The sequence below is a fragment of the Plantactinospora solaniradicis genome (assembly GCF_042658085.1).
Taxonomy (GTDB): Bacteria; Actinomycetota; Actinomycetes; order Mycobacteriales; family Micromonosporaceae; genus Plantactinospora; species Plantactinospora solaniradicis.
This window is the reverse complement of sequence record NZ_JBHSPR010000032.1, coordinates 420435-440482: the sequence shown is the minus strand read 5'-3', so window position 1 is coordinate 440482 and position 20048 is coordinate 420435. Positions and strand designations below refer to the sequence as shown.

The 20048-nt window shown below is 71.9% G+C and carries 19 protein-coding genes; 10 read left to right on the top strand and 9 right to left on the bottom strand.

Annotated elements, in window-relative coordinates; all coding sequences use genetic code 11:
• Positions 1-86: 86 nt before the first annotated feature.
• From ACFP2T_RS30735 to ACFP2T_RS30725, 3 genes are all read left to right on the top strand, one after another.
• Positions 87-497: a response regulator gene (locus tag ACFP2T_RS30735; protein WP_377427857.1), complete on the top strand. Its 411-nt coding sequence runs from the start codon at positions 87-89 to the stop codon at positions 495-497.
• Positions 498-548: 51 nt separating this feature from the next.
• Positions 549-1607 (top strand): anthranilate phosphoribosyltransferase, encoded by a 1059-nt coding sequence (gene trpD / locus ACFP2T_RS30730; protein ID WP_377427855.1) that lies wholly within the window; start codon positions 549-551, stop codon positions 1605-1607.
• A gap of 219 nt (positions 1608-1826) precedes the next feature.
• Entirely contained in the window at positions 1827-2462 is a 636-nt protein-coding gene (locus tag ACFP2T_RS30725; protein ID WP_377427854.1) for a DUF4142 domain-containing protein, read from the top strand.
• 86 nt (positions 2463-2548) lie between these two features.
• On the opposite strand, the gene ACFP2T_RS30720 is transcribed toward ACFP2T_RS30725, so the two are convergent.
• From ACFP2T_RS30720 to ACFP2T_RS30695, 6 genes are all read right to left on the bottom strand, one after another.
• Positions 2549-3412 (bottom strand): alpha/beta hydrolase family protein, encoded by an 864-nt coding sequence (locus tag ACFP2T_RS30720; protein WP_377427852.1) that lies wholly within the window; start codon positions 3410-3412, stop codon positions 2549-2551.
• A gap of 123 nt (positions 3413-3535) precedes the next feature.
• Positions 3536-3823, bottom strand: a complete 288-nt coding sequence (locus ACFP2T_RS30715; RefSeq protein WP_377428070.1) for an Lrp/AsnC family transcriptional regulator — start codon at positions 3821-3823, stop codon at positions 3536-3538.
• A gap of 159 nt (positions 3824-3982) precedes the next feature.
• Positions 3983-4819 (bottom strand): sugar phosphate nucleotidyltransferase, encoded by an 837-nt coding sequence (locus ACFP2T_RS30710; RefSeq protein WP_377428068.1) that lies wholly within the window; start codon positions 4817-4819, stop codon positions 3983-3985.
• A gap of 95 nt (positions 4820-4914) precedes the next feature.
• Entirely contained in the window at positions 4915-5448 is a 534-nt protein-coding gene (locus ACFP2T_RS30705) for an NUDIX hydrolase (protein ID WP_377428066.1), read from the bottom strand.
• Positions 5449-5504: 56 nt separating this feature from the next.
• The gene (locus ACFP2T_RS30700; protein WP_377427850.1) at positions 5505-7286 is read right to left on the bottom strand and encodes a RelA/SpoT family protein; all 1782 of its coding nucleotides are present in this window, start codon (positions 7284-7286) and stop codon (positions 5505-5507) included.
• A 145-nt stretch (positions 7287-7431) separates the two neighbouring features.
• Complete coding sequence (locus ACFP2T_RS30695; RefSeq protein ID WP_377427848.1) at positions 7432-9207, bottom strand: DEDD exonuclease domain-containing protein; 1776 nt, start codon at positions 9205-9207, stop codon at positions 7432-7434.
• 124 nt (positions 9208-9331) lie between these two features.
• Between ACFP2T_RS30695 and ACFP2T_RS30690 the strand changes: the two genes are divergently transcribed.
• The 6 genes from ACFP2T_RS30690 to ACFP2T_RS30665 all read left to right on the top strand — a co-directional run bounded on the left by ACFP2T_RS30690 (position 9332) and on the right by ACFP2T_RS30665 (position 15084).
• Positions 9332-10957 carry an NYN domain-containing protein gene (locus ACFP2T_RS30690; protein WP_377427846.1) on the top strand — a complete coding sequence of 542 codons (1626 nt, stop codon included), beginning with the start codon at positions 9332-9334 and terminating at the stop codon, positions 10955-10957.
• A gap of 151 nt (positions 10958-11108) precedes the next feature.
• On the top strand, positions 11109-11333 hold the full coding sequence (locus ACFP2T_RS30685) for a hypothetical protein (protein ID WP_377427844.1): 225 nt from the start codon (positions 11109-11111) through the stop codon (positions 11331-11333).
• 241 nt (positions 11334-11574) lie between these two features.
• A complete protein-coding gene (locus ACFP2T_RS30680; protein ID WP_377427842.1) occupies positions 11575-12834 on the top strand; it encodes a M48 family metallopeptidase in 1260 nt (419 codons plus the stop codon).
• Positions 12831-13955: a glycosyltransferase family 4 protein gene (locus ACFP2T_RS30675; RefSeq protein ID WP_377427841.1), complete on the top strand. Its 1125-nt coding sequence runs from the start codon at positions 12831-12833 to the stop codon at positions 13953-13955. The genes ACFP2T_RS30680 and ACFP2T_RS30675 overlap by 4 nt, the downstream gene beginning before the upstream one ends.
• Positions 13956-14057: 102 nt before the next feature.
• Positions 14058-14582 carry a TlpA family protein disulfide reductase gene (locus ACFP2T_RS30670; RefSeq protein WP_377427839.1) on the top strand — a complete coding sequence of 175 codons (525 nt, stop codon included), beginning with the start codon at positions 14058-14060 and terminating at the stop codon, positions 14580-14582.
• A gap of 64 nt (positions 14583-14646) precedes the next feature.
• Positions 14647-15084: a DUF4395 domain-containing protein gene (locus tag ACFP2T_RS30665; RefSeq protein ID WP_465264277.1), complete on the top strand. Its 438-nt coding sequence runs from the start codon at positions 14647-14649 to the stop codon at positions 15082-15084.
• Between the two features lie 129 nt (positions 15085-15213).
• Here the strand turns inward: ACFP2T_RS30665 and ACFP2T_RS30660 are convergent, their stop codons facing one another.
• From ACFP2T_RS30660 to ACFP2T_RS30650, 3 genes are read right to left on the bottom strand one after another with little or no spacing between them, the layout of a single operon-like run.
• Positions 15214-15882 (bottom strand): response regulator transcription factor, encoded by a 669-nt coding sequence (locus tag ACFP2T_RS30660; RefSeq protein WP_130460771.1) that lies wholly within the window; start codon positions 15880-15882, stop codon positions 15214-15216.
• A 7-nt stretch (positions 15883-15889) separates the two neighbouring features.
• Positions 15890-17584, bottom strand: coding sequence for a sensor histidine kinase (locus tag ACFP2T_RS30655; RefSeq protein WP_377427837.1), 1695 nt, complete (start codon positions 17582-17584; stop codon positions 15890-15892).
• 14 nt (positions 17585-17598) lie between these two features.
• Positions 17599-19413: an AMP-dependent synthetase/ligase gene (locus ACFP2T_RS30650; protein WP_377427834.1), complete on the bottom strand. Its 1815-nt coding sequence runs from the start codon at positions 19411-19413 to the stop codon at positions 17599-17601.
• A 168-nt stretch (positions 19414-19581) separates the two neighbouring features.
• Between ACFP2T_RS30650 and ACFP2T_RS30645 the strand changes: the two genes are divergently transcribed.
• Positions 19582-20037 (top strand): SRPBCC family protein, encoded by a 456-nt coding sequence (locus tag ACFP2T_RS30645; RefSeq protein ID WP_377427831.1) that lies wholly within the window; start codon positions 19582-19584, stop codon positions 20035-20037.
• Positions 20038-20048: the final 11 nt, after the last annotated feature.

Here is a 20048-nt window from a genome sequence, read left to right as displayed (position 1 = left end):
CGGCCCCGGGGCCGGGCGGGCCGGTCGGCTTCCGGACCGGACCGGTACGATCGGCGGGCAGCTACGAGGTGGGAGCCCAGCGACCGATGAGCGATCGTCAATACACCGTCCTGCTCTACAGCGACGACCCGGAGGTCCGGGACCGGATGCGGCTCGCGGTCGGCACCCGGCCGGCGGCCGATCTTCGCGTCGAGTTCGTCGACGCGGCCAGCTACGCGGAGTGCATCCGACTGGTCGACGACTACGAGATCGACCTGTTGCTGCTCGACGGCGAGGCGACCCCGTCCGGTGGGCTCGGCATCGCCCGACAGATCAAGGACGATCGGGACAATGCTCCGCCGACCTGCGTGGTGATCGCCCGGGCCGCGGATCGTTGGCTTGCGGCTTACGCACAGGTCGACGCCACCCTGGTGCACCCGCTCGACCCGGTGACCACCGGCCAGACCGTGGCCGGCCTGCTGCGCGCCCGCGCCAGTGGGGCCAGCGCGCTCTCCTAGGGCGTACCGGGAACACACCGCCAACCACCCCGCCCCGCTCGGGAGGCCCGCATGGGGGAACGGACCTGGCCCAACCTGCTCGCCGCGCTGCTGCGCGCCGAGGACCTCTCCACGGCGGACACCGCGTGGGCGATGGGCGAGATCATGTCGGGGTCGGCGACCTCGGCCCAGGTCGCCGGCTTCGCCATGGCCCTGCGGGCCAAGGGGGAGACGGCGTCGGAGTTGGCCGGCCTGGTCGAGGCGATGCTCGCCAACGCCGTGCTGGTGGACCTGCCGCAGGAACTGCGGGCCGGGGCGATCGACGTGGTCGGCACCGGTGGCGACCGCGCGCACACCGTCAACATCTCCACCATGACCGCGATGGTGGTGGCCGGCGCCGGGGTACGGGTGGTCAAGCACGGCAACCGGGCGGCCTCCTCCTCGTGCGGCGCCGCCGACCTGCTCGAATACCTCGGCGTCCCGCTCGACCTCGGCCCGGCCGGGGTCGCCCGGTGCGTGACCGAGGCGGGCATCGGCTTCTGCTTCGCCGCCCGGTTCCACCCGGGCTTCCGGCACGCCGGTACGGCCCGGCGGGAACTCGGCGTCCCGACCGCGTTCAACTTCCTCGGCCCGCTGACCAACCCGGCCCGGCCCGGGGCGGGCGCGGTCGGCTGCTTCGACACCCGGATGGCGGCGGTGGTCGCCGAGGTGTTCGCCCAGCGTGGCGACTCGGTGCTGGTGATGCGCGGCGAGGACGGGCTCGACGAGTTCAGCACCGCCGCGCCGACCCGGCTGTGGATCGCCCACCAGGGCAAAGTCACCGAGACCGTGGCCGACGCCGCCGACCTCGGGGTGGCCCGGTCGGCACCCGGCGATCTGCGGGGCGGCGACGCCACCTTCAATGCCGACGTGACCCACCGGCTGCTCGCCGGAGAGCCCGGCCCGGTCCGGGACGCGGTGCTCGTCAACGCGGCGGCGGCGCTGGCGGCCCAGGCGGGATTCGCGGGTGACCTGCTGCCGGCGATGCGGGCGGGGCTGCGGCGAGCGGCGGAGTCGATCGACTCCGGTTCCGCCGCCGACACCCTGGAGCGCTGGATCACGGTAGCCAAGGCCGCGAAGGACGCCGAGTAGGTCCTCAGCGGCCGTCGACCGACTGTGCTGGTTGGGCCTACCCGTCGGCGCGAACGGCAAACCCGGGCATTCGGCCTCGCCCGGCGTCGACCGTGCGGGATCATCCCGTACGCGGCCGACGTCGGTGCGATCGATCCGCGTGTCCGCCGGTCAACCGGGTACCCCCGAAGTTCAACGACGGAGGGGGGAACCAACATGTTGGTCGTCAAACGTTTGGGTGTGCTCGTCTCAATGGTGGTGCTCGGCCTCGCGCCGGCCGGGGCCGCGTACAGCGCCGCCGCGCCGTCGGCGACGCCGTCCGCGACGCCGTCCAGCGCGCTCTCGGCGCAGGACAGGCAGTTCCTGCAGTCGATCCACCAGGTCAACCTCGCGGAGATCGCGACCGGTAACCTGGCGAAGCAGAAGGGGACGAGCCAGGAGGTCAAGGACCTCGGCGGGCGATTCGTGACGGATCACACTCAACTGGATCAGAAGGTGCAGAGCGTCGCTTCGTCGGGGTCATTGACCCTGCCGAACAAGGTGACCAGCGAACAGCAAGCGGTGATCAATCAGTTGCAGAACGTGAGTGGCGCCGACTTCGACACGCAGTGGATCACCAGCCAGTTGACCGCACACACCCAGGCCATGCAGCTCGTGCAGGCCGAGTTGACCCAGGGCTCCGACCCGTCGGCCAAGCAGGTGGCGCAGCAGGCGGCGCCGGTGCTCCAGGCGCATCACCACGCGTTGGTGGCGGCGGCCCAGAGCCTGGGCGTGCCGATCCCGGGTGGTGCCAACGTGGCGCCCAGCCCGGGCGTCAGCTCGGGGAGCCCGGCGCGGAGCGGTACGCCGGTGACGCCCGGCCCGACGATCAGCTAGCCCGCGGCCGTACATCGGCGACGGAACAGGTCCTCCGGCTGTGCCGGGGGACCTGTCGGCGTACCGCCTCGGCCACCCCTCGCGCCCTATCGGGCGGGGAGTTCGGCGGCGAACGCCGCGATCCGGGCGGCGACCGGCGCGGACGAGCGTACCCAGGTGAAGTGATCCAGCCGGGTGCCGCTCTCGGCCACGGTGTACCGCTCACGCCGGACCGGCGCGGCGGTGAGCTTGCCGCACAGGTAGTCGAGGGTCTCGCCCGGCGCGTACCGGTCGTGGTCGACGCTGATCGCGAGCACCGGGGTCCGTACGGTCCGGATGGCGGCCTCGGCGTCGATTCCGCCCCGTCGGGGAAACCGGCCGGTCCGGGCGGTGTACGCCCAGTCCCGCACCACGCCCGGCGCCTGCCGTCCACCAAAGCCCCAGCCCGGCCACCTGCCGAGCAGCCTCGCGCAGCCGGAGATCAGTTGGGTGCCGGCGAGCACGCCGTAGCCGGCGCGGCCCGGATACACCCGCCAGTACGGGAGCCCGACCGCCACCAGTACCACCCCGTCGACCTGCTCCCCGCCGTCGAGCGCGACGTGCAGCAGCGCGGCCTGTCCACCGAGCGAGTGCCCGACGAGGAGGCGGGTCCGGCCGTCGATCCGGGACTTCAGGTGCCCGAGTACGGCACCGACGTCACCGGCCAGTTCGGCGTAGCCGTACCGGGAGGCACGGGTGGGTGCGGGGGTGCTGGCTCCGGTGCCCCGCAGGTCGGCCACCACGACGGCGAACCCGACGGCCCGGAGCGCGGCGGCGAACGGCGTGTAGTAGCTGGCGCGTACCCCCATCGCGGGCCAGAGCAGCACGACCGGTGCCCTCGGTGCGCCCGCCGGCTCCGGATGGATCCGCAATCCGATCCGATCACGGCCACGGTCGACATAGGACTGCTCGTAGTCCGGCACCGAGGTCATCCGGCGAGCCTATCGGGTGACGTTACCCACCGGTAGGAGCGTCGGCGGCGCTGCCCGGCCGGGGGCGTTCGCGTCCCGCCCGCCCGGACCGGAGCGTTCGCGTCCCGCCCGGACCGGGAGCGCTCAGTCCGAGTCGGGGAGGCCGATCGCGAACGCCTCCTCCAGGTCGTGCTGCGAGTACGCGCGAAAGGCGATATGCGACTCGGTGCCGAGTACACCGGGCACCTTCGAGATACGTCCGGCGATCACCTCGGCGATCTGGTCGAACTCGCGTACCCGAATCACCGCGATGAGGTCGACGTGGCCGGCGACGGAGTAGACCTCGCTGACCCCGGGCACTGCGGCCAGGGTCTCGGCCACCTCGGGGATCGAGTCGGTGGCGCAGTCGATCAGTACGATCGCGGTGATCACCGGGATACTCCTCTCGTCGACGTGCTCGCTGGCACGTACCCGCCCCCGGCGGCGGCCGGGGCGTGGATCGGTGCCGTGTGCCGGCTGCCCGCTCATGCTAGATGTTCTTCAGTCAAGGCACCCGCGCACGGGCAGGTCGTCCGCCCTCGGAGGACGGGGCTACCGGCCCGGGGCAGGGGCGGCCAGCGCCGGGACGGTCAGGCTGTCGCCGACGCGTATCGCATCGGTCAGCCGCTCCTCCAGGTGTACGACCCCACCGGGCCAGACCACGCAGCGCTCGACCGTACCCCGCACGACGGCGCCCGCGCCGATCACCGTGTTCCGGTGGTCGCCGCTCACCTCGGCGGTCGGGTCGACCAGGCTGTCGCCCGCCGCCGCGTGCAGGTTCGCTGCCAGGTAGTCGGCGGGAGTGCCGGTGTCGAGGTACGTGCCGGAGAAGCTGATCATCTCTAGTTCGCCGGCCGCCTCCGCCGGTCGCCAGACGGCGCGGACCAGTTCCGCCGGCTCCACTGGCAGGTCCCGGATCCAGGCCCACGGCAGCAGCGAGAACCCGGCGAACCGGTGGCCGCCGAAGTCGCCGGGCCGAGCCGGACCGGTGACCGGTTGACCCAGCAGCCGTACCGTCCGACCGTCCCAGCCGGCGAGCAGGGCGGCGATGTCCGGACCCGGCGGCGCGACCGGATCGGCCAGATAGGCGTCCGCGTTGCCGACCAGTACGCCTCGACCGTCGATCCAGCCGCGCAGGTTCGCCAGCCCACCGGCCGTACCGAGCGGGTCGCCCGGCTCGACCGAGAGCCACGCCCGGTCGCCCACGTGCCGTACCACCTGGTCTCCCAGGTAGCAGGCGTTCACCGCGACGCTGGCCGGACCGGCGAAGCCGACCGCCGCCACCCGGGCGAGCGCCCGGTCCAGCAGCGGTACGTTCCCGACCGGACAGAGCGCCTTCGGCAGGTGTTCGGTGAGCGGGCGGAGCCGGCGACCCTCCCCGGCGGCCAGTACGACGGCGCAGACGCCACCCCACCCCCCGGCCGTACCACCGGTCGATGCGGTATCGCCGGTCGGCGGGTTCGGCGCAGGGGTGGCGGCCGGAATCACGCCGGTGGTCGGGTGCCGGTCGGGCCGGGCTCGGCGAGCGGACCGATCCCGTAGTGGGCGAGCAGCCGGGCCGTCGCGGTGCTCAGCCGGGGCAGCTCGTCCAGTCGGTGCCAGGCGGCCTCGTACACCTCGGCGCCGTCGACCACCAGTTCCGTGGTCGAGGCCGGGACCCGGGCCTCGAACACCATGTCGACCCAGCCCTTGGCGTGTACGACGGCGTTCGGCACCGCCGGCTGGAGTTCCTCCAGCGGCAGCTCGATGCCGGTTTCCTCGTGCAGTTCGCGTGCGGCGCCGACGAGCGGTGCCTCACGGCGTTGCAGCAGACCGGCCGGAAGTGTCCAACCCTTCCCCGACGGTTGGCGCAGCAGCAGCAGCCGTCCCGGCTCAGCCGCCTCCGCGTCCCGGACCAGGGTGACCGCGCCGACGATGTACTTCGGCACGGCCAGCCGGACCAACTGACGGCGCACTCCGAGGGGTAGTCGGTAGAAGATCTTGTAGCCGATGGCACGCGTCGGCGAGCGGCGGGCGATCACGCAACCAGGCTAGAGGTCGTACCGGTGCGCCTGGTGACCCGGGGCACCGTGACTCATTCCTGGTGATCGACCATGGCGATGAGCTGCTCGACCACCGCGTCCGGCTCGATCGTCCGGTCCACCACGGCGACCAGCAGCGTTTCCAGGTCGGGATAGCCCTGTTCCTCGGCCAGCCGACGCAGCGGCAGATCGCTGGCCAGGCCGCGATTGTGCTTACGCAGCGTCAGCCCGATCGTGGCCCGGCCCAGCCGGACCTTGTCGGTGATCGAGATCGCCGGCTCCTGGTGCTCGGCGAAGAACCGACTGATCTGCATCTGCGCCTGTGGTGACTTGACGAAGCCGAGCCACTCCTTGCGCGGCCCCGGCGGGGCGACCGTCAGGTCGAACTCGGTGTGCGCGTCGGTCTCGCTGAAGATCTCGACCACGTCACCCTCGTCCAGTTCGGACGAGAGCGGGGCCAGCCTCCCGTTGATCTTCGCGGCGAGGCAGTGGTCGCCCCGGCGCGGGCCCAACTCGTACGCCAGGTCGACCGGTGTGGACCCGGCCGGGAGTACGACCTGCCGGCCCTCGGCGAAGACCTGGATCTGGGTCTCGGCGAGGTCGCAGCGCAGCGACTGGAGGAACTGCGCCGGATCGGTGGTGGTCCGTTCCCAGTTGAGCACCCGTTGCAGCCAGTCGAGCTGTTCGGCGCTGTTGGCGGAGTCGTTGACCGCCTTCGGGTAGCGGAAGTCGGCGGCGATGCCGTACTCGGCGGCCCGGTCCATCGTCTTGGTCCGGATCAGCACCTCGACGGTGCGCTCGCCCGGCCCGATGACCGTGGTGTGCAGCGACCGGTAGAGGTTGTTCTTCGGCGCGGCGATGTAGTCCTTGAAGCGTCCGGCGACCGGCCGCCAGAGACCGTGGATCGAGCCGAGCGCGGCGTAGCAGTCGGTGTCTGGCCCGTCCACCACGATGACGATCCGGGGCAGGTCGAACGGGATGTCCTGCTCCCGGGCGACGGTGTCCTTCCAGATCGAGTAGTAGTGCCGGGGCCGGGGCTTGACCGCCGCCACGATCTTGTCCCGCCGGAGCACCACCCGGGCCTGGCCCACGACGTCGTCGAGATAGCCGGCCCAGCCCGGTCGGCTGCTGACGTGCTCGTCGATCCGGGCGTACGCCTCGGGCTCGAGATGGCGCAGGACCACGTCGTCCAGGTCGCGCTTGAGGGCCTGGATGCCCAGCCGGTCGCAGAGCGGGACCAGCACCTCCTGGGTGGCCCGGGCGATCCGGGCCCGGGAGGCCAGCGAGCGGGCGTCCAGAGTGCGCATGTTGTGCAGCCGGTCCGCGAGCTTGATGATCAGTACCCGGACATCCTTGCCGGCGGCGATGATCATCTTGCGGATCGTCTCGGCCTCGGCGGCCTTGCCGTAGAACGCCTTGTCGAACTTGGTCACCCCGTCGACCAGGTGTGCGACCTCGGCTCCGAAGTCGCCGGTCAGCGCCTGGAGGGTGTAGCGGGTGTCCTCCACCGTGTCGTGCAGCAGCGCGGCGACCAGGGTGACCGTGTCCATGCCCAGTTCGGCGCAGATCTGCGCCACCGCGAGCGGATGGGTGATGTACGGCTCGCCGCTCTTGCGGAACTGCCCCCGGTGCATGCTCTCGGCGATGGCGTAGCTGCGACGCAGAACTCCGACATCGGCACTCGGATGGACGGCACGGTGAGCCCGGACCAGGTAGGTGACCGGATCGTCCTCAGCGGACGGCCAGGAGAGCAGCGAGCGCAGCCGCTTGCTCAGCGTGATCTCGGACGGTCGGGCGCTCCCGAGGGCGGCGCCGTGGCCGGCGTCGAGGTCCACGCGGAGACACCTCCTCACTCACCGCCCGCTTTCCGGTGTCCGCCGCTCGCCACCGCCGTGGTACCCGGCATGCGAACGCAAACCCCGAAATCGGGCAGGACTGCACTTCTCTAACAGCCTAAAGGAGTGGACGTCATCCGATCGGTCACTTGCTTATGTGCGTTCGGTCGGGAGTTGTCTTCGACGCCGCCGCCTCGGCCCGCTCCAGCAGGTCACGGAACCGGGCCGCGCCTCTGGCGGGGGAGGCCCAACCGGTCGAAGTCTCGACCAGCCGCGTGTCGGGTCGTTCCAACCAGGACAGGATGCGCTCGGACTCCTCCGCCGAGGCGCTGGGGACCGGGCCGTGGCCGGGCAGCACCGTCTCGGCGGTCGCCCGTACCAGGTCGAGGACCGGTCGGGGCGGTACGCCGGGCGGCGCGGTGCCGGCCCCGGCGAGCCGTCCGCGCCGGATGACCGCGATCTCCCACCCGCCGTCGGCGGCCCGACGGGCGGCGGCCAACTCCTCGATCCGGGTCAGCCCCACCAGCCGCTGCATCCGCACGGTGGCCCGGAGCACCGCGACCAGTCGGCCTCGGATCACCCCCGCCTCCTCGTAACGCTCCGCGCCGGCCAGCGCCTCGATCCGGGCCAGCAGCGCATCGACCAGCACCTGTGGATCGTCCACCATGGCGGTGCGGACCGGGGCGACGGCCTGGCGCTCGTACTCGGAAACCGAGATCCGGTGCTCGCAGGGTGCCGGACAGCGGTCCAGTTCGGCCAGCGCGCAGGCCGGGCTGGTGGTCCGGATCGAGAGCCGGGGGGTGCACTGCCGCAGCGGCACCGCGTCGTGCATCCCGGCCGCGGCGAGTTCGGCGGACCGTCGGGAGCTGAACGGGCCCAGATAGGCGTCGTCGTCCGGCCCGAGTGCCCGGACCACCGACAACCGTGGATACGGCTCCGAGGTCAGCTTCAGCCACACCACCCGTTCCGGGAACTTGGACCGCCGGTTGTACGGCGGGGCGTGCGCCCCGATCAACCGAAGTTCGCGGACCTCGGCCTCCAGGGTGTGCGCGCACTCGACGGCCTCCACCCGCTCGGCGGCGGCGAGCATCTCGGAGATCCGGGCCCGCTTCTCCGAGGCGGTGAAGTAGCTGCGTACCCGGGTGGCGATGTCGCCGGAGGTGCCGACGTAGAGCGGCCGGTCGTCGGCGGCCCGGAAGATGTAGACCCCGGGCACCCGGGGCAGCCCCTCGGCGAGGTGCCGCTTACGCCGCTGGGTCGGGGTGACCGCCCGGGCGAACTCGATCGCGTCGCCCAGTGTCTCCACCCGGTGCCCGCCCAGCCGGGCGATCAGCCCGTGCAGGACGTCGACGGTCGCCTTGGCGTCGTCGAGCGCCCGGTGGCTCGGCTGGTGCGGGGTACGGAAGTAGGCCGCCAGGGTGCCGAGCTTGCGGTTCGGCACCTCGTCGCGGGTGAGCACCCGGCGGGCCAACGCGGCGGTGTCCAGCACCCGGGGGTTCGGCCAGGTGTAGCCGTGCCGGGCGCAGGCCGCCTTGAGGAACCCGACGTCGTACGGGGCGTTGTGCGCGACCAGCACGGCGCCGTGGAGGAACTCCAGGACGCTCGGCAGCACCTGCTCGATCGGCGGAGCCGGCAGCAGCATCGCCTGGGTGATCCCGGTCAGCACCGTGATGAACGGTGGGATCGGCTCGCCGGGGTTGACCAGGGTGGCCAGCACCCCCAACTCCTCGCCGCCGCGTACCTTGACCGCTCCGATCTCGGTGATCCCGCCGCCGTCCGGAGCGCCTCCGGTGGTCTCCAGGTCGAGCACCACGAAGGTGGTCTGACTCAGCGCCAACGCGTCGGTCGGCCAGCCGTCCGGCAGGGACTCGCCGGCTGGAAGGCCGTCCAGGGTGCCCTGGACATATTTAGGTTGGACCACGGCGGGCACGTTAGGTGCCCCGTACGACACTTCCGTCTCGTCCGTCCCGGTTAGCAGGGGCCGACGAAACGAGATCATCTGAGGTGTTCGGCAATCCGTAGGGTGTCGGTGGGAGACTGGCGACATGCCGCGCGCCGAACCGTCCGATCACCGCCTTCCTGAGGGGGCGGCGGAGACCACGCGCGCCGGAAGCGGCGGCAGTACAGCGTGGGACGCGGCTCCCGGCACACCCGAATCCGGACTTCCGGTCGAGGGCGAACCGGACGGAACACCGTCCCTCGGCGGTGGGCCGGACCTCCCGCCGCCCGCCGACGACCAGGGCATCCCCGCCGCCGACGACCAGGGTGACCTGCCCCTACCCGTAGACCGCGAGTCCGAATCCGACGAGTCCGAATCCGACGAGTCCGAATCCGACGAGCCCGGCTCCGACGAGCCCATCGACCGTGATCCGGAGCCGGAGCCGACGCTGCCGGAACCGGTCCGGCAGCGGATCGTCAGCCTGGCAGCCGCCGCGTTGCCGACCCTGCCCGGCGACGAACTGCCGGCACCGCTGCGCCGGGTCGCCAAGTTCGCACCCAACCGGCGGGCCCGACTCGGCGGAGCGCCGATCGCGACCCAGCTCGCGGCCGACCCGCTGTTCCGACAGCGGGTGGCCAGCCGGGTGCTGGCCGAGGCCGGTGAGCTCGGCTCGGCGGTCGTCTCAGGCGGCAGCCCCGCCGCCGCCGACCCGGTGGAGGTCGCGGCGCTCGCCTACCTCACCCGGCCGGCGGGCTGGCGTGCGCTGGTCGAGGACGCCGGTGCGGCGGTCCGGGCCGAGGTCGACAGCGCGGTCGTCGCCGAGCTGGTCCGCGAGGCGGAGCAGCGTGCCACCCGGGCGGAGCACGACCGCGCGGTGGCCAAGGTGGAGGCCGACAAGCTGCGGGACGAGGTGGCCCGGCTCCGGGAGGAACTCGGCCAGTTGCGCGAGGAGACCCGGGTGCTGGGCCGCTCGCTGCGGGAGACCCAGGCCCGGGAGCGCCGGGCGGCCGAGCTGCTGGCCACCGAGAAGGGTCGGGCCGGCCGGGCGGCGGCGGACCACGAGGCGGAACTGCGTCGGGTACGGGCCCGGCTGGCCGAGGCCGAGGCGACCGCCGGTGCTGTGCGGCAGACCGCCAAGGAGGCGCGTTCGGTCGACGACGCCCGGCTGTGGCTGCTACTGGAGACGATCGGTCGGGCGGCGGTGGGGCTGCGCCGGGAGTTGGCCCTGGACCCCGCCGACCGGCTGCCGGCCGACTACGTCGCCGACGCCTTCGCCGAGCGTCCGGCCACCGCCAACTCGGCCCGTGCCCTGGACGCCGACGATCCGGTCCGGCTCGACGAGCTGCTGGCGTTGCCCCGGGCGCATCTGGTGGTGGACGGCTACAACGTCACGAAGCGTGGCTTCGGCGACATGCCCCTGGAGCAGCAGCGCAAGCGCCTGATCACCGGGCTGGGCGGCATCGCGGCGCAGACCGGTGCCGAGGTGACCGTCGTCTTCGACGGGGCCGAGCGGATGCACGGCCTGCCACCGGCGCCGCGCGGTGTACGGGTGCTCTTCTCCCGGAAGGGGGAGACCGCCGACGACCTGATCCGGCGGCTCGTCCGGGCCGAGCCGGCCGGGCGCCCGATCGTGGTCGTCTCGTCCGACCGCGAGGTCGCCGACGGCGTACGCCGGCACGGCGCGTACCCGCTCGGCGCCGACTCCCTGCTCCGCCGCCTCGCCCGCTCCTGAGATGTAAGGAAGGGCCCCTTCTTATCGTTTTCTGTAGAAGAAGGGCCCCTTCCTAACACGTTTTCGTTTTGTCGTACCCGTGACCTAGCGTCGATGTCACCGACGGTGTCCGGGTCACGACAACCCCGGCGCCACCTCTGAAGGAGGGCCGATGCTCATCGACTGCGACAGTTGCACCGTCCGGGGTGCCGCCTGTTCCGGGTGCCTGGTGACTGCCCTGTTGGACCGTCCGGCCGGGCAGCCCACACTCACCGCCGAGGAGCAGCACGCGATCGAGGTGTTCACCCGGGCCGGCTTCGACGTCGACGTGCTCGAGGCTCCGCCCACCGCGCCGCTGCGACTGACCACCCGTCGCCGTCGCCGGAACGTCGCCTGACTACTCGCCATCCTGGCCGGCGCGGTGGCTGAGGACCCGCCCGTCATGCCCGCCCGTCGTCGGGACGTCGTCGGGACGTCGTTGCGGCGTCGTTGGGACGTCGTCGGGCGACTCCGGTTCTGCCCCTGCGGCGGGAGATCTCCCAGCCGACCCGGTCGGGGTCGGGCCGGCATAGGATTGGCCGCGCGAACGGGCCGGCGAAGGGGCGGAGCGGAATGACCGAGCGACAGTACGTCGCCGCATGACGCCGCGCGCCTGGGCGGGCCTGACGCTCGTGGCCCTCGTACTTCTCCTGGTCGTCGTCACGGCCCTGCTGGTGCCGTGGCACCGCCCGCCGGCACCCCGGGCGGACCAGTTGGCCGCCCTCGACGAACTACGGCCTGCGGACGTGGCCCGGGGCCGCGCCTTCAAGTCCGCCCTTCGGCCGGGCAGTTACGGCGGGATGGCGGTCGGACTGCTCGTCGCCCTGCTGCTCGGCCTGACCCCGCTCGGCGCGAAGCTGGTCGGGCTGGTCGGTCGCCCGTTCGGGGACAACTGGATCGCCCAGGCGGTGCTCGGGGGGCTGGCCGTGGTGCTGGTGGCGGACCTGCTGACTCTGCCGTTCGCCGCCTGGCGACACTCGGTGGTGGCCCGCTACGGACTCGCCACCCAGGGCTGGGGCGGGTGGACGATCGACCTGCTCAAGTCGTACGCGGTCAGTGCCGTGATCGGCGCGGTGGCCCTGCTGGGTTTCTACACCGTGATCCGGTTGGCGCCGCGCTGGTGGTGGGCGTTCGGTGCGGCCGGCGCGGCGGTGCTGGTCACGCTGCTCTCCTTCGTCCTGCCCGTGCTGGTGGAGCCGATCTTCAACCGGTTCACCCCGATGGAGCCGGGGCCGACACGTACCGAACTGATGGCGCTTGCCGAGCGGGACGACGTACCGGTCCGGGACGTGCTGGTCGCCGACGCGTCCCGGCGGACCCGGGCGGTCAACGCGTACGTCTCCGGGTTCGGCCCGACCCGGCGGATCGTCGTCTACGACACCCTGCTCCGCGACGCGCCCCCGGCCGAGGTGGCCAGCGTGGTCGCGCACGAGTTGGGGCATGCGAAGGATCGGGACGTGCTGGCTGGCACCTTGACCGGCGCACTGGGTGCCGCCGCGGCGGTGGTGGCGCTCTACCTGCTCGGCTCGTGGAGCGCGCTGCTCCGGGCCGCGAATGTCGACTCGGTGGCCGAGCCGAGGGCGTTTCCGCTGCTGATCGCCCTGGTCACCGTGGCCGGGCTGGTGGCCGCGCCGGCCCAGGCGTGGGTGTCCCGGCAGGTCGAGGCGCGGGCGGACGCCCACGCGTTGGCCCTCACCGGTGACCCGGCCGCCTTCGAGGCGATGCAGCGCCGGCTCTCCAGCGTCAACCTCGCCGACCCGGACCCGCCGCGTTGGGAGTACCTCTACTCGGCCAGCCACCCCTCCACCGTGGAGCGGATGGCGGCGGCCCGCGCCTACGCCCGAGGAGCCGGCGGTTGACCAGGACCCTGCTCGTCACCAACGATTTTCCCCCGCGCCCCGGCGGGATCCAGTCCTTCGTGCACGGCCTCGCGGTGCGGCAGCCGCCCGGCTCGCTCGTGGTCTACGCCTCGACCTGGCGCGGTGCCGACAAGTTCGACGCCGACCAGCCGTTCGAGGTGGTGCGGGAGCCGACCAAGGTACTGCTCCCGACCCGACACGTCGCGCGTCGGGCCGCCGAACTCGCCCGGGCGTACGACTGCGACACGGTCTGGTTCGGCGCCGCCGCGCCGCTGGGACTGCTCGCCGCGGGACTGCGCCGCCGGGCGGGGATCCAGCGGGCGGTGGCCCAGACCCATGGTCACGAGGTCGGCTGGGCGGCGCTACCCGGTGCGCGGTCGGCGCTGCGCCGGATCGGCGACGGCGTCGACGTGACGACCTACCTGGGGGAGTACACCCGGGTACGGCTGGACCGCGTGCTGCGTGGCCGTACCGAACTCCGCCGGCTGGCGCCCGGGGTGGACGTCGACGTCTACCACCCGGACGTCGACGGCGCCGGGGTCCGGGCCCGGCATGGTCTCGCCGACCGGCCTGTCGTGGTCTGCGTGTCCCGGCTGGTGCCACGTAAGGGCCAGGATGCACTGATCCGGGCGCTACCGGAGATCCGCCGTCGGGTGCCCGGCGCGGCGCTGCTGGTGGTCGGCGGCGGGCCGTACCGCGCGACGTTGGAGAAACTGGCCCGGCGGGTCGGCGTCGCGGCCGACGTGGTGTTCACCGGCTCGGTTCCGACCGCCGAGTTGCCGGCGCACTACGCGGCCGGAGACGTCTACGCGATGCCGTGCCGGACCCGCAACCGTGGGCTGGACGTCGAGGGCCTGGGCATCGTCTACCTGGAGGCGTCGGCGACCGGGTTACCGGTGGTGGCCGGAAACTCCGGTGGCGCTCCGGACGCGGTACGGGAGGGCGAGACCGGACACGTGGTCGACGGGCGGGACGGGCGTCAGCTCGCCGACCGGGTCGCCACCCTGCTCGCCGATCCCGAGCTGGCCCGCCGGATGGGTGCGGCCGGACGGGCCTGGGTGGAGCGCGAATGGCGCTGGGAGAACCAGGCAGGGCGGATGACGAAACTGCTGGCCGGCTGACCCGGACGGCGGAACCGACAGTTGTGCCGGCTCGACCTGGCCGGGCCACGAAGATGACAAATAGAGCTGGCTATCAATGGTTCGCCGTGGCACGCTGATCACGTGCGGGACTCCGTGCTTCCCGGGCTGGTGGCGGTGACGAGCGTGCTGGTGCTCACCACCGGCGTCGGACTGTGGCGGCGTCGGCGGGACGGCACGCTGCGGCCGGTCGCGCCGCTGCGGGGCGCGTCGCGCGGATCCGCTACGGGGGTGGACCCGGACCTGCGGGTGAGTCCGGACGCGTCCATGAAGCCGGGGCTGCTGGTCAGTCCGAGTCTGCTGGTGACGCTCGGCGTCGAGCCGGGTGTTCCCGTCACGCTGCTCCAGTTCTCCTCGGAGTTCTGTGCACCGTGTCGGGCGACCCGTCGGGTGCTCGCCGAGGTCGCCGGGACGCTTCCCGGGGTACGGCACGTCGAGGTCGACGCGGCGAGCCAACCGACCGGGGTCAGGGCGCTGAGCATCTGGCGTACGCCGACGGTGCTGGTGGTCGACGCCGCCGGCCGGGTGCTGCACCGCGTCTCCGGGGTGCCGGTGAGGACCGAGGTCGTCGCGGCCGTGACGCCCCTGCTTCCCGAGCCGTCGTCATGATCCGGCTGATCGTCACCCGCCCCAACCGAACCGGGCACCGCTCCTGCTGACCGAGGTGACTGTGATGCTCGACCCTCGTGGACCGCGCTTCGCCGCAGGTCTCACCGCACTCGTCGTGATCGTCGTGATGATCACCGGCTCGGGCTGGTTGGCGCTCGCCCAGGCGGTGGTGTTCGGCATCACCGCGATTGATCCACGCCGGGGCCCGTACGCGTGGCTGTTCCGGGCCCTCGTCGCGCCCCGGCTGGGTCGACCGGCCGAGTTGGAGCCGGTGGCACCGGTCCGGTTCACCCAGGTCGTCGGGTTCGTCTTCCTGCTCGGCTGCGCTGCCGGCTATCTGGCGGGGCTGCCGGTCCTGGGTCTGGTCATGGCCAGCCTGGCGCTCGCCGCCGCGTTCCTCAACGCCGCCTTCGGGCTCTGCCTGGGCTGCGAGGCGTACCTGTTGTTCAGGCGGCTGACCGGGCGGTCGATCCCGGCCCGGGTGCCCAACCCGGCACCCTGACCGCGTGGTGGCCACGAGCCCGGAGTGCGAGCCGCCGCCCGGCCATCGGGGCCCGGGCGGCGGTCACGCGATCAAGGTCAGAACTGTGGTCAGCTCAGAACTGCGGTCAAGGTCAGAACTGTGGTCGGGTCAGAACTTCGGTGCGTCCGGCGCCTCGAGGAGCCCCAGCCGGAGCGCGGTCATCAACGCCTGGGCCCGGTTGGCCGCGCCCAGCTTCTCGTAGAGCTTGGAGATGTGTGTCTTCGCCGTCGATTCGCTGACGAACAGTTGCTTGGCGATGCCGGCGACACTCATTCCGTCGGCGAGCAGGCGCAGCACCTGGCCCTCCCGTGGCGACAGTTGCGGGCCGGACGGAGCCAGCCGGCGCTTCATCGCCTCGGCGAGATCGGCTGCGGTGAACGCACTCGGCGACGAGGCGGCATGCCGTGCGGCGGCCACCACCTCGTCGGCGGGAGCGGTCTTCGGCACGAAGGCGCTCGCGCCGGCTTCGAGGGCGCCGAATAGCTGGTCGTCACCCGCGTACATGGTGAGGACCACGATTCCCATGGTGGCGCTGGACTTCCGGAGGGCTCGGGTAGCTTCGAGCCCGCTGCCGTCGGGAAGGCGGAGATCCATGATTACGACGTCGGGCTGTAGGGCGCCCGCCTGTCGGACCCCCTCCGCGGCAGTGGCGGCCTCGCCGACGACCTCGAACTGCCGGTCCCGCTCGAAGGCGTGCCGCAGGCCCTTGCGAATCAGGTCATGATCGTCGACGAGCAGAACCTTGGTCCGAGTGGTCGGCGTGGGGCTGGTGGTCATGCTCGGGTTACTCCCCTTCTGATGCAGTGACGCTATCGCGCACGTTATCGCGCCGGGGAGAGGTTCCGAGCACCACTGCCACCGTCGTGCCGCTGGGGTGTCGCGGACTGATCTCTAGCCGGCCTCGGATACGTTCCGCCCTCTCCGCCATGATCGCAAGACCATACCTGCCATCAGGGCGCTGGTCAGCGATGCCCTGACCATCATCCGACACTTCAATCTGGGCGAATGGGGGATCTACGGCACAGCTGACCCAAAGGTTCGCCGCCCCGGCGTGCTTACGTGCGTTCGTGATCGCCTCCTGGGCGATGCGGAGCAACTCCGCCTCGGTGGCGGCCGGAAGCCGGGCGGTCGACTCGTCGAGCGTGTAGTGCACCCGCAGCCCGGCGGAGGCGCCGACCGTGCGGGCGTACTCGGCGATCGCGGCGGCTAGCCCACCGTGCCGGTCGACCTCGCTGCGCAGCTCGAACAGGCTCAGTCGCAACTCGGTGATCACCCGGGTCACCTCGCCCCGGAGGACACGCAGTTCCTCGGCCGTCTCCCCGGCGCTGTCGGGGAGGCTGGCCAGGGCGTTGTCGATGCCGTACCCGACCATCACGAGTTCCTGGGCCACCCCGTCGTGGATCTCCCGCGCCAGCCGCTGACGTTCCTCGTTGGTGGCCAGCGACCGTACCTCGTCGAAGAGCAGCGCGGCCTCCAGCCGCAGCGCCGCCGGCCGGGTCAGCGCGGTCACCTGGGACACCACCGGCGGTGGGTAGGCGCTGGCGACGTCGGCCTCCAGGGTGACCAGTCCGACCGTCCGGACCCCGGCGACCAGGGGTACGACCAGCGCCGAGACGTCCCCGCCCGAGTGTGAGCGGGCCTGTGACCGGTGTGCGGTCTGCGGTTGCTGGCTGGCCCAGGCGTCGGCGATGGCCGAGTCGGCGTCGAGCGTCGTCTCCCAGTCGACCCGGTCCACGCCGGCCTGGGCGAGCACCACCAGCCGGCCTCCGCCGCTGGCGGACAGCACCGCCGCCCGGTCCGCCCGGGCCACGCCGCGCAACTCCTCCACCAGGTGTTCGGAGATGCTGCCCGGATCGAGGGTGGCTCCGGGGAGTTGCCTGGCCACGCTGCGTAGCTGGGTCAGCAGGCGGGTCGCCTCGGCGTACGGCTGTGGCCTGCCCTCGCCCCGGGCCTGCATGATCCGTTGCAGGGTGCCGGCCGCGGACAGCCCGAGAGCGGCCAGGATCAACCACTGGGCCGCCACCGCCAGGTAACCGAGCTGGCCGATCAGCCGCCCGCCGTCGCCGCTGGTGAAGGTGCCGCTCACCACCAGGGTCGCCGCCGTGACCGCGATCAGGGCGATGCCCTCCCGCGAGCGGCGTTGCAGGGCCGCGACGGTGAGCGGCACGGCGAGGTAGGGCAGGATCGCCGACGCACCGAGACCGGGCATCGGGGTGCCGATCTCCGCCGCCGCGGCCACCTGACCGGCGGCCAGACCGACGATCACGACCTCGGCGAACCTGCCGAGCGGGGCCAGCGGCCGAAGTCCGGGGGCGATCACCGCGGGAATGCCCGCGACGGCGAGCAGGGCGACCCAGCGGAGTTGCCCGGGGTCCCGGGTGGCGATCAGGGTGAGGACCGCGACGAGCGCGAGCATGACGACGCGCGCCGCCGCCGCGAGTGGATGCGGGCGGGGAAGACCGGAGGTCGAGGCGGGCACCTGACGGATGGTAGTCAGTTGCCGTATATCTCGGCGATTTCAGCCGAGTATGTCTTCTCTACGACGTTCCGCTTGACCTTCATCGACGGGGTCAGTTCGCCGGTGGCCTCGGTGAAGTCCCGGGGAAGGATCCGGAACTGCTTGATGGCTTCGGCCCGGGAGACGCCCTTGTTGGCCTCGTCCACGGCGGTCTGGATCTCGGCTCGCAGCTCCGGATCGTTCCGCAGCGCCTCGACCTCGGTGTCCTCCGGTCGGCCGTGCTCCCGTAGCCAGGTCGGCAGGGCCTCCGCGTCGATGGTGACCAGCGCGGCGACGAACGGCCGTCGGTCGCCGACCGCCATGCACTGGCTGACCAGCCGGTGGGCCCGGACCGCGTCCTCCAGTACGGCGGGTGCGACGTTCTTGCCGCTGGCCGTAACGATGATCTCCTTTTTCCGCCCGGTGATGCAGAGGTAGCCGTCCCGGTCGAGTTCGCCCAGGTCGCCGCTGTGGAACCAGCCGTCGGAGGTGAGCACCTCGGCGGTCGCCTCCGGGTTGTTCCAGTAGCCCTGGAACACCACGTCACCCTTGATCAGGATCTCGCCGTCGTCCGCGATCCGGATGGTGACCCCGGGCAGCGGTCGGCCGACGGTGCCGATCCGGGTGGCGCTGGGCAGGTTCACCGCGACCGCCGGTGAGGTCTCGGTCAGCCCGTACCCCTCGTAGACCAGCACGCCCACGCCCCGGAAGAAGTGGCCGAGCCGGGCGCCCAGCGGGGCGCCGCCGGAGATGGCGTTCTGGCAGCGTCCGCCGAGCGCGGCCCGGAGCTTGCGGTAGACCAGCCGGTCGAAGACCTGGTGTCGCAGCCGCAGGCCCATTCCCGGCCCGGACGGAGTGTCCAGGGCCTGGCTGTACGCGATCGCCACCCGCTCGGCGCTGGCGAAGATCTTGCCCTTGCCCTCGTCGCTCGCCTTCTGGACGGCGCCGGTGTAGACCTTCTCGAAGACCCGGGGCACCGACAGCACGAAACTGGGCTGGAACTCCTTCAGTTCGCTGACCAGGTTCCTCGTGTCGGCGCTGTGTGCCACGGTGGCCCGGGCCCGGACCGTGCCGATCTGGATCAGTCGGGCGAACGAGTGGGCCAGCGGCAGGAAGAGCAGCGTCGACGCCCCCTCGTTGAAGAGGTTGGGCAGCACCGGGATGGCGTTGCAGATGTCGGAGAGCATGTTCCGGTGGGTCAGCACGCAGCCCTTGGGGCGGCCGGTGGTGCCGCTGGTGTAGATGATGGTGGCGATGTCCGCCGCCTTCACCGCCTTGCGGCGTACGTCGATCTCGGCCGGGTCGACCCGTTCGCCGAGGCCCACCAGTTCGTCGATGCCGCCGAGTTCGATCTGCCAGACCTGCTCCAGCTTGGGTAGCCGGTCCCGGATGCCGGAGAGGGCGAGGGCGTGCGCGTTGTTCTCCAGCACGCAGGCCACCGCGCCGGAGTCCGACAGGATCCAGGCCACCTGCTCGGGGCTGGAGGTGTCGTAGATCGGCACGGTGACGCCGCCGGCAGTCCAGATGGCGTAGTCGATCAGGGTCCACTCGTACCGGGTCCGGCTCATCAGGCCGACCCGCGCTCCCGGGGTGATTCCGGCGGCGACCAGGCCGCGGGCCAGCGCGATCACCTCGTCCCGGAACTGCCGGCAGGTGACGTCGGTCCACTCGCCGTCGGTGCCGGAGGTGCCCGGGGCACGGCGGACGAACTGCACGCTGTCCGGCGCCTCCTCGGCGTTGTCCCAGACCGGGTCGGTGAGGTTGGCCGCGTCGCCGACCGTGACCGCTGGCGGGACCGAGAACTCGCGCACCTGCACTCCCTCGTGCTCGTATCGGACCGGCCTGCCTCCGACCGCTCCGGCTACCCCGCAACCTACCTGTCGTCCGGGTCACCCCGCCCGGCCAGGTACGCCCACCGGCACACGAATGGGGCGAGGTGGTGGGCCGGACCCACCCCCTTGCGGGGTAGCCTGCCGGACATGGCGGATTCCTCCACCCAGTCGATAGTCATCGCCGCGCCGCCCACCCGGGTAACGGCGGTGATCTGCGATTTTCCGAGCTACACCGAGTGGGCCGAAGCGGTGAAGCGGGTCGAGGTGGTCGAGGAATACGAGGACGGTTACGCCGCCCAGGTCCGGTTCGTGCTTGACGCGGCGGTGATGACCGACGAGTACACCTTGGCGTACGAGTACGCCGAGGACATCTCGCGGATCGAGTGGCACCTGGTGGAGCCCTCACGGATGCAGAAGACCCAGAACGGGTCGTACGACATCGAGGACAACGGGGACGGCACCTCGACCGTGACCTACACGCTCGAGGTCGAGTTGTCGGTGGGCATGCTGGGCATGTTCCGTCGCAAGGCCGAGAAAATGATCATGGATGCCGCGCTGACCGCGCTCAAGCGACGGGTGGAAGCTTCGGACGGGGCACGTTGACGCGTTCACCC

What these genes read in the sequence shown, in the direction of transcription:
- ACFP2T_RS30735 (WP_377427857.1), top strand. Translation starts at nt 87, where the DNA reads ATGAGCGATCGTCAATACACCGTCCTGCTCTACAGCGACGACCCGGAG.
- trpD (WP_377427855.1), top strand. Translation starts at nt 549, where the DNA reads ATGGGGGAACGGACCTGGCCCAACCTGCTCGCCGCGCTGCTGCGCGCC.
- ACFP2T_RS30720 (WP_377427852.1), bottom strand. Translation starts at nt 3,412, where the DNA reads ATGACCTCGGTGCCGGACTACGAGCAGTCCTATGTCGACCGTGGCCGT.
- ACFP2T_RS30690 (WP_377427846.1), top strand. Translation starts at nt 9,332, where the DNA reads ATGCCGCGCGCCGAACCGTCCGATCACCGCCTTCCTGAGGGGGCGGCG.
- ACFP2T_RS30685 (WP_377427844.1), top strand. Translation starts at nt 11,109, where the DNA reads ATGCTCATCGACTGCGACAGTTGCACCGTCCGGGGTGCCGCCTGTTCC.
- ACFP2T_RS30680 (WP_377427842.1), top strand. Translation starts at nt 11,575, where the DNA reads ATGACGCCGCGCGCCTGGGCGGGCCTGACGCTCGTGGCCCTCGTACTT.
- ACFP2T_RS30665 (WP_465264277.1), top strand. Translation starts at nt 14,647, where the DNA reads ATGCTCGACCCTCGTGGACCGCGCTTCGCCGCAGGTCTCACCGCACTC.
- ACFP2T_RS30660 (WP_130460771.1), bottom strand. Translation starts at nt 15,882, where the DNA reads ATGACCACCAGCCCCACGCCGACCACTCGGACCAAGGTTCTGCTCGTC.
- ACFP2T_RS30645 (WP_377427831.1), top strand. Translation starts at nt 19,582, where the DNA reads ATGGCGGATTCCTCCACCCAGTCGATAGTCATCGCCGCGCCGCCCACC.